The organism is Gemmiger sp. An194 (assembly GCF_002160145.1).
Taxonomy (GTDB): Bacteria; Bacillota; Clostridia; order Oscillospirales; family Ruminococcaceae; genus Allofournierella.
Genome location: NZ_NFKA01000001.1, coordinates 263,066 through 271,225, shown reverse-complemented (window position 1 = coordinate 271,225; position 8,160 = coordinate 263,066). Strand labels below are relative to the sequence as shown.

Below are 8,160 nucleotides of genomic sequence, written 5' to 3'. Positions count from 1 at the left end.
GTGATTTTCCATCACGATAAGGTTCCGTTCAAGCTTCGATATTGTTCAATTTTCAAGGTCCTGTGCCGCTCTCCCTCGCGGGACAGCTTGTTTATTATATCTCGCAAAGTCTCGTTTGTCAAGCACTTTTTTGAAATATTTTTTCAAGCTCTTTCGAGCGGCTTGCCGTTTTTGACGGCTCAGTTATAATACCACACCTGTTTTCAAAACGCAAGCGTTTTCGACAAAAAAATTCAAAAAATTTCAGGAGGTCATCCAAAGCCTCCTGAAATCCTTATTCCTGCAGCAGCTGCCCCCGCAGATTCTGCAATATCTTGCGCTCCCTGCGGGAGATCTGTACCTGGGTGGTGCCCAGTACCTTTGCGGTCTCGCTCTGGGTCTTGCCGGAGAAAAACCGCAGAAAGATCAGCTGCCGGTCCTGGGGCGGCAGGGTGGCCAGCACCTCCTGCAAACTGATGCGGTCCGCCAGCTCCTCCTCCGGGGATTCCACCGGGATGTCCACCTCCCGGCCGCCTTCCTCCTCTGCCGCCGGGGTGAGCGAAAGCGCGGGCTGGCTGGCGCGGATGGCCAGGGCCACCTGCTCCGGCTTTGCCTGCACCGCCTGGGCCAGCTGGCTCACGCTGGGCTCGCAGCCGTTCTGTTTGATCATCCGTTCCCGGGCAGCACTCACCCGCAGACCCAGCTCCTTGAGCGACCGGCTCACCTTGACGGTTCCCCCGTCCCGGAAGAGCTTTTTGATCTCGCCCAGAATTACCGGCACCGCATAGGTGGAAAACTGCACCCCTCGCTCCTGATCGAATCCGTCGTAAGCCTTGATCAGTCCCATGCAGCCCGCGGAATACAGATCGTCATATTCCACGCCCCTGCCCCGGAACCTGCCGGCACAGGCGTGGACCAGCCCCAGATTGTTTTCAATGAACTCCTCCCGTGGACCAAGTGTTGTGGGCATGCTTTCCTTCCCCTTTCTATCTCTTATGTAAAAGGGGGATCATTGTTTGGTACTCAGGGTCTTGCTCATCACCACCCGGGTACCCTTGCCCGGTGTGCTGGTCACCCGCACCTTATCCATAAAGCTCTGCATCACCGCAAAGCCCAGTCCGGCCCGTTCCTCCGGGTTGCCGGTGGTGAACATGGGCTGCATGGCCTTTTCCACATCCGGAATGCCCACGCCCCGGTCGGTCACCGTAATTTTCACCAGACCGCCCTCATACAAAGCCGCGGTCAGATAGACCAATCCCACCTGCTGGGGGTAGGCATGGACGATGCAGTTGGTCACCGCCTCGCTCACCGCGGTTTTCATATCCGCCAGCTCGGGCACGGTGGGGTCCGCCTGGGCCAGAAAGGCCGCCAGCGCACCCCGGGCAAAGCCCTCGTTCACGCTGCGGGAATAAAAGCTGATTTTCATCAGGTTATAGGCTTTCATACTTGCCGCTCCTCTTCTATTGATATTCCACACGGGCCAGATCCAGCATCTTCTTGATGGAGTCCGGCGCCTGCTGCACCACCAGCTGCCCTTCAGTGGCCTGCATCCGCCGGGCCCGTCCCAGAATCAGCCCCACACCGGAGGAATCCATGAAGGTCACCCCGCCGAAATCCAGAATCAGCCGGGCGGGCATCCGGGCCGAAAGCTCCGCGTCGATCTGCTGGCGCAGCATCTGGGCGGAATGATGGTCGATCTCGCCGCTTAAGTAGGCCGCCAGCACATCGTCTGCGCTGGTAAACATCACCTGTGCCATTTCCGTTCTCCTTTCACGTCCTTTTGGGGGCAAAAAAAGACCCCGTATTCTTGGCACTTACCAATATACGGGGTCTTGGGTGAATATTTTGCCGCAACCGGTCAGCTGCGGTGAATTTTTCAGGACAGTACCGCCTTTCAGGAAAGCCGCTTCAGCAGCTCCGGCCGGGCCTGGGCCGCCAGATACAGCGAGCCGCACACCACCACGCCATTTGTATGGGCCAGCGCCTGATCCAACGCCTGGTCAAGATCCGTGCAGGCGGTCACCTTGGCCTTGGGGGCCACGGTGCGGGCCAGATCCGCCAGCTCCTTGGCCTCCATGGCCCGGGGGCAGGGCGGCGTCACTGTGTAAATGGTATCAAAGCAGGGGGCCAGCGCCTCCAGGATCTGAGCAGCCGCCTTATCCGCCAGAACGCCCAGCACTGCCGCCGGCTTCTTTTTGGTATGGGTGCGCAGCACGCCCGCCAGGGCCTTGGCCCCCGCCGGGTTGTGGCAGCAGTCCAGAATCACCAGCGGATCCTTGCGCAGCACCTCGATGCGGGCCGGGAACCGGGCGGTCTCCAGGCCGCTCAGAATGGCTTCATCGGGAATCTCGTAACCCTTGCGCCACAGGGCCAGAGCGATCTCCACCGCCATAGCCGCGTTGTAGCTCTGGTGCGCGCCCAGGAAGGGCAGCTCCACCTCGTAGCCGCCGTAGGAGAAGGGATTGGTCAGCGGCTGGGGCTCTTCGGGCAGGTCCAAATCCTCCGGCTGGGGCTGCACCAGCTCCGCCTTCTGGCGGATGCACTCCGCCACGATGGCCTTCTGGGCCTCGGGGTCCTGCAGCGGATAACAAACCACGGTGCAGCCGGGCTTGATGATGCCCGCTTTCTCCTGGGCGATGGCTTCCAGCGTATCGCCCAGCACCTCGGTGTGGTCCAGGTCGATGCGGGTAATGGCCGCCACCAGAGTGTTGTCCACCCCGTTGCTGGCATCATTTTTTCCGCCCACGCCGGTCTCCAGCACCGCCAGATCGCACTGTTCCTGATAGAACCAGAGCAGCGCCGCCGCGGTGACCGCGGTGAACTGCACCGGCTCCTCGTCCAGCTGCGCGGCGGCGGCGCGCACCTGGCCCGCCACCTGTTCCAGCGTATCCGCCGGGATCATCTCGCCGTTGATCTGCATCCGCTCCCGGAAGTCCAGCACGTAGGGAGAGATGGTCAGCCCGGTCTTATACCCGGCTTCCTTTAACATGTTAGCCGTCAGGGTGGACACGGTACCCTTGCCATTGGTACCCGCCACATGTACAAAATCCAGATAATTCTGCGGGTCACCCAGCTTGGCCAGCAGCTGGCGCATCCCCTCCATCCCGGGCTTTCCGTTGGTACGGGGCAGGCTTTGCAGCCACTCAGTATTCGATCTCGATGCTGGTGTCATAGCTTTCCTCTTCCTCCTCTTCCTCCTCTTTCTCCTGTTGGGGAACCGGCTCCCACCGGGGCTGAGGGTCCGGTGCGCGCCGGGCGGCCTGACGGGCCGGGCGTGCGGGCGGCTGGTACTGAGGCAGGGGTTCCTCCTCCCATTCCTCTTCCGGCTCCTCGTCCCACTCCTCCTGAGGCTGGGGCGCCGGGCTGGGGGCAGGCCGCTCTTTTGCAGGGCGGGGCTGCGGCTCCGGCTGCACCAGTTCCTCATCATCGTGCCGATGCACGAACAGAATCACGCACATGCGGCAGAACATCAGAATCACCAGCGCCACGAACAGACCCACCAGAAAACCGGCAAAGTCGATCCATACATCCTTCACGCTGGAGCCGCGGCCATCCACAAACAGCTGGATGGTCTCGTCGGTCACCGCGGTACCAAGGCCCAGAAACAACGGCCAGCTCACATGCTTGATGAAGTGGCGGGTATACACCCGCAGGCAAAGCATGAACCAAAAACCCATCATCATAAATTCGGCAAAGTGCGCCATCTTGCGGACCACAAGCAGGCTGAAGGGGCCAAGGCCCACGGTACCGGCCACCTCGTTGACCACCTGCTGCACCTGCTCGCTGCGCAGACTGGACTGCTCTGCGATCTGCAGAGAGTTTTGAAAAATGAACACCACGCTGTAGATCAGACAGGCAGTGAAAAGAATCCGAAAAAAGATTGTAAACGGGCTCGTACGTTTTTTCTGATACAAAAATCCATCCCTCCTAATGAATATGATGCACACAATACTTTCCCTTGTGTCTTCCGCCATTATAGCACATCTGTCAAACCCTGGAATATCCCGGGTCCTGTCTGTTATACGAAAAAAGGGCCCGGTTTTGTGCAAACCGGGCTCCTTTTTCATGAATTTTTTACAATTATTCCGGGAATTTCTCAGCCCAGAGCCGCGATGGACTCCTCCACGCGGACCAGCTTTTCCTGGGCGCGGGCCAGCTTCTGGCGGATCTCCTCCACCACATTGGCGGGAGCCTTGTTCACAAAGCCCTCGTTGCTCAGCTGACGGCTGAACATGCCGATCTCCTTCTCGGCGCCGGCCTTTTCCTTGTTCAGACGGGCCAGTTCCTTCTCCCGGTCGATCAGCTCCATCATGGGAATGAAACCGCGGGCCGCATGGGTGATAACCTGCACCATGCCGGCGGTGTCGCCGGTGTACTTCTCGGTGAGGGTCACGTCGGTGGCGAAGGCAAACTTGGCCAGGTAGTCGCCGCCGCGGCGGAAGGCCTCGGTCTCGCTGGTCTCGATGATCATGCTGCTGCGCTTGGCCGGGTGCACGTTCATCTCGGCGCGGATGGTACGAACCGCCTTGATGTAGTCCATCAGCTTCTCAAAGTCGGCCTCCTCGGCAGCGTAGTTCAGCTCCTCGGTGAACACAGGCCACTGCTCGGTCATGATGGTCTCGGAGGTGCCGGGCAGAGCACGGTAGATCTCCTCGGTGATGAAGGGCATGAAGGGATGCAGCAGCTTCAGCGCCTGGGTCAGCACGTATACCAGTACCTTGCGGGCGTTGTCGGCCTCCTCGGGATCGGTGGAGTTCAGGCGAACCTTGGCGATCTCGATGTACCAGTCGCAGTAAACCTCCCAGATGAAGTCCTGCACCTTCTGGGCAGCCAGGCCCAGCTCGAACTTGTCCAGATTGTCGGTAACGGTGCGGGCCAGATTGTTCAGGGTGGACAGAATCCACTTGTCGCTCAGATCCAGCTTGTCCGCAGCGGGCAGACCGGCCTGGAAGTCCTCGGGCAGGTTCATCATCACGAAGCGGGTGGCGTTCCACAGCTTGTTGGCAAAGTTCCGGCTGGCCTTGATCTTCTCATCGGAGAAGCGCATGTCGTTGCCGGGGGTGGAGCCCAGAACCAGGGTCAGGCGCAGAGCGTCGGCGCCGTACTGGGCAATGATCTCCAGCGGGTCGATGCCGTTGCCCAGGCTCTTGGACATCTTGCGGCCCTGGGCATCGCGCACCAGACCATGGATCAGCACGGTGTCAAAGGGCACCTTGCCGGTGTATTCCAGACCGGAGAAGATCATGCGACTCACCCAGAAGGTGATGATGTCGTAGCCGGTGACCAGGGTGTTGGTGGGATAGAAGTAATCCAGGTCCTCGGTCTTATCCGGCCAGCCCAGGGTGCTGAAGGGCCACAGGGCGCTGGAGAACCAGGTGTCCAGGGTGTCCTCATCCTGACGCAGCGCGCCGCCGCACTTGGGGCAGGTGGTCATGGGCTCATCGCTCACGTGCACCTCGCCGCAGGCGTCGCAGTAGTAGGCGGGAATCCGATGGCCCCACCACAGCTGACGGCTGATGCACCAGTCGCGGGTGTTCTCCATCCAGTGGTAGTACTGCTTGTCAAAGCGCTCGGGCACGAACTTGATTCGGCCGTCCCGCACCGCGTCGATGGCCGGACCGGCCAGAGGCACCATGCGCACGAACCACTGCTTGGAAACCATGGGCTCGATGGTGGTGCCGCAGCGGTAGCAGGTACCAACGTTGTGGGCGTGGGGCTCGATCTTCTCCAGATAGCCACCCGCCTCCAGGTCAGCCACGATGGCCTTGCGGGCCTCGTAGCGGTCCATACCGGCGTACTTGCCGCAGTCGGCGGTCATGTGGGCGGTCTCGTCCAGCACCTTCACGATGGGCAGGTTGTGGCGCTGGCCCACCTCGAAGTCGTTGGGGTCGTGAGCGGGGGTGATCTTCACCACGCCGGTACCGAACTCCATGTCCACATAGGTATCGGTGACGATGGGGATCTCCTTGTTCAGCAGGGGCAGCAGCACCTTCTTGCCGTGCAGGTGCTTGTAGCGCTCGTCGTCCGGATGGATGGCCACGGCGGTATCGCCCAGCATGGTCTCGGGACGGGTGGTGGCCAGGATCAGGAACTCGTCGGTGCCCGCGATGGGGTACTTCAGGTGCCAGAAGCTGCCCTCCTGGTCCTCATACTCCACCTCGGCATCGGAGATGCTGGTCTTGCAGTGGGGGCACCAGTTGATGATGCGCTCGCCGCGGTAGATCAGGTCCTTGTCGTACAGATACTTGAAGACCTTCAGAACCGCCTTGCTGCAGCCCTCGTCCATGGTGAAGCGCTCGCGGTCCCAGTCGCAGGAGCAGCCCAGCTTTTTCAGCTGGCTCACGATGCGGTTGCCGTACTGGTTCTTCCAGGCCCAGGCGCGCTCCAGGAAGCCGTCGCGGCCCAGCATCTCCTTGGTCAGGCCCTCTTCCTTCATCTTGGCCACAACCTTGGCCTCGGTGGCGATGGATGCGTGGTCGGTGCCGGGCACCCACAGGGCGGCGTAGCCCTGCATGCGCTTGTAGCGGATCAGGATGTCCTGCCAGGTCTCGTCCATGGCATGGCCCATGTGCAGCTGGCCAGTCACGTTCGGCGGCGGCATCACGATGGTGTAGGGCTTTTTGCTCTTATCCGCCTTGGTGTGGAAGTAGCCGCCATTCAGCCAGAAGGCATAAATGTCGTCCTCCACGCGGGCGGGATCATACAATTTTTCCAGTTCTTTCATTGATTTTCCCTCCTGTTTCGATTGCTGCCGGGGCAAACAAAAAGGCCGCCCCAGGCGTGTGTTCACACTTGGGACGGCCTGTACAAAACAATACAATACCGCGGTACCACCCAAATTGCCGCCGAAAACCGGCAGCCACTCGGAGCCCTTAACGCGGGCGGCACGGGCAGAGGCTACTGAAGGTTCACCCCGCCTGCTCAAAAGCGACAGCACCCGGCGCGTTCTGCCGGGCTTTCACCTGCCCCCGGCTCTCTTTTCCAAAACGCATTGCCGCGCGCCCTCTTTTTCAGCGCATTTGTAATAATGATTATAGCAACATCCGGCCGCCGCGTCAATCACTGCAGCGCAAAAGCCGGTCAGACCCCCGGTCAGCCCAGAGAAATGCCCATGCGGCGGGCGACCTCCAGCATGCCGTGGCCGTCCGGAACCAGTCGGCTCTTGCCGGCGATCTCGTCCAGCGGGTTCTCGGTGACATGATTGTTGCGCATGGCAACGGTCACGCCGTACTTCTCGTGTTCCACCAGCTTTGCGGCGTAGGTGCCGAACTGGGTGGCCAGCACACGGTCGTAGGCAGAAGGCGAACCGCCCCGCTGCATGTGGCCGGGCACGCAGACGCGGGTCTCGAAGCCGGTCATCTTCTCGATCTGGGCTGCGATGCGGTTGGTGGCGGTGGTGTAGCCCTGCTCCTTGCGGCGGGCGGCACGCTCCTTCTTCTTCATGCGGGCTTCCTCGTTGTCGAAGGCACCCTCGGCCACCGCCAGGATGGAGAAGGTCTTGCCCTGAGAGGCACGGCGCTCCACGGCGGCGCATACATTATCAATGTTATAGGGCATTTCGGGAATCAGGATGATGTCCGCGCCGCCGGCCACGCCCGCGTACAGGGTCAGCCAGCCGGCCTTGTTGCCCATCAGCTCCACCACCATGCAGCGGCGATGGCTGGAGGCGGTGGTGTGGATGCGGTCGATCACCTCGGTGGCGATGTCCACAGCGGTGTGGAAGCCGAAGGTCACATCGGTGCCGTAGATGTCGTTGTCGATGGTCTTGGGCAGGCCGATCACGTTCAGGCCCTCCTGAGCCAGCAGGTTGGCAGTCTTATGGGTGCCGTTGCCGCCCAGGCAGAGCAGGCAGTCCAGCTTCATTTCCTCGTAGTTCTTCTTCATGGCGGCCACCTTGTCCACCTGGTCCTCGCCGATGACCCGCATCAGCTTGAAGGGGGTGCGCTTGGTGCCCAGAATGGTGCCGCCCATGGTCAGGATACCGGAAAACTCCTCCGGCTCCATGTCACGCCACTGGCCGTTGATCAGGCCGGAATAACCGTTGGTGATGCCCACGATCTGCACATCGTCGCCCATGCGCTGATACAGCGCCTTTGCCACGCCGCGAATGGTGGCGTTCAGGCCGGGGCAGTCGCCGCCGGATGTCAGGATACCGATCCGTTTTTTCATAGTTCCAATTCC

General features: G+C 60.9%; 7 protein-coding genes. All 7 read right to left on the bottom strand.

Annotation, left to right across the window (positions count from 1 at the left end; genetic code table 11):
* Positions 1–274: 274 nt before the first annotated feature.
* Entirely contained in the window at positions 275–949 is a 675-nt protein-coding gene (locus B5F28_RS01235) for a sigma-70 family RNA polymerase sigma factor (protein ID WP_087180856.1), read from the bottom strand.
* A 39-nt stretch (positions 950–988) separates the two neighbouring features.
* The gene (gene spoIIAB / locus B5F28_RS01230; RefSeq protein WP_087292347.1) at positions 989–1,423 is read right to left on the bottom strand and encodes an anti-sigma F factor; all 435 of its coding nucleotides are present in this window, start codon (positions 1,421–1,423) and stop codon (positions 989–991) included.
* Between the two features lie 16 nt (positions 1,424–1,439).
* Positions 1,440–1,736 carry an STAS domain-containing protein gene (locus tag B5F28_RS01225; protein ID WP_087183634.1) on the bottom strand — a complete coding sequence of 99 codons (297 nt, stop codon included), beginning with the start codon at positions 1,734–1,736 and terminating at the stop codon, positions 1,440–1,442.
* 137 nt (positions 1,737–1,873) lie between these two features.
* The gene (locus tag B5F28_RS01220; RefSeq protein WP_087292344.1) at positions 1,874–3,151 is read right to left on the bottom strand and encodes a bifunctional folylpolyglutamate synthase/dihydrofolate synthase; all 1,278 of its coding nucleotides are present in this window, start codon (positions 3,149–3,151) and stop codon (positions 1,874–1,876) included.
* Positions 3,123–3,893 carry a VanZ family protein gene (locus B5F28_RS01215; protein ID WP_247643365.1) on the bottom strand — a complete coding sequence of 257 codons (771 nt, stop codon included), beginning with the start codon at positions 3,891–3,893 and terminating at the stop codon, positions 3,123–3,125. Before B5F28_RS01215 ends, B5F28_RS01220 begins: the two co-directional genes overlap by 29 nt.
* Positions 3,894–4,075: 182 nt before the next feature.
* Positions 4,076–6,703 (bottom strand): valine--tRNA ligase, encoded by a 2,628-nt coding sequence (locus tag B5F28_RS01210; protein WP_087292338.1) that lies wholly within the window; start codon positions 6,701–6,703, stop codon positions 4,076–4,078.
* 368 nt (positions 6,704–7,071) lie between these two features.
* Positions 7,072–8,148 (bottom strand): 6-phosphofructokinase, encoded by a 1,077-nt coding sequence (locus tag B5F28_RS01205; RefSeq protein ID WP_087292335.1) that lies wholly within the window; start codon positions 8,146–8,148, stop codon positions 7,072–7,074.
* Positions 8,149–8,160 lie beyond the last annotated feature (12 nt).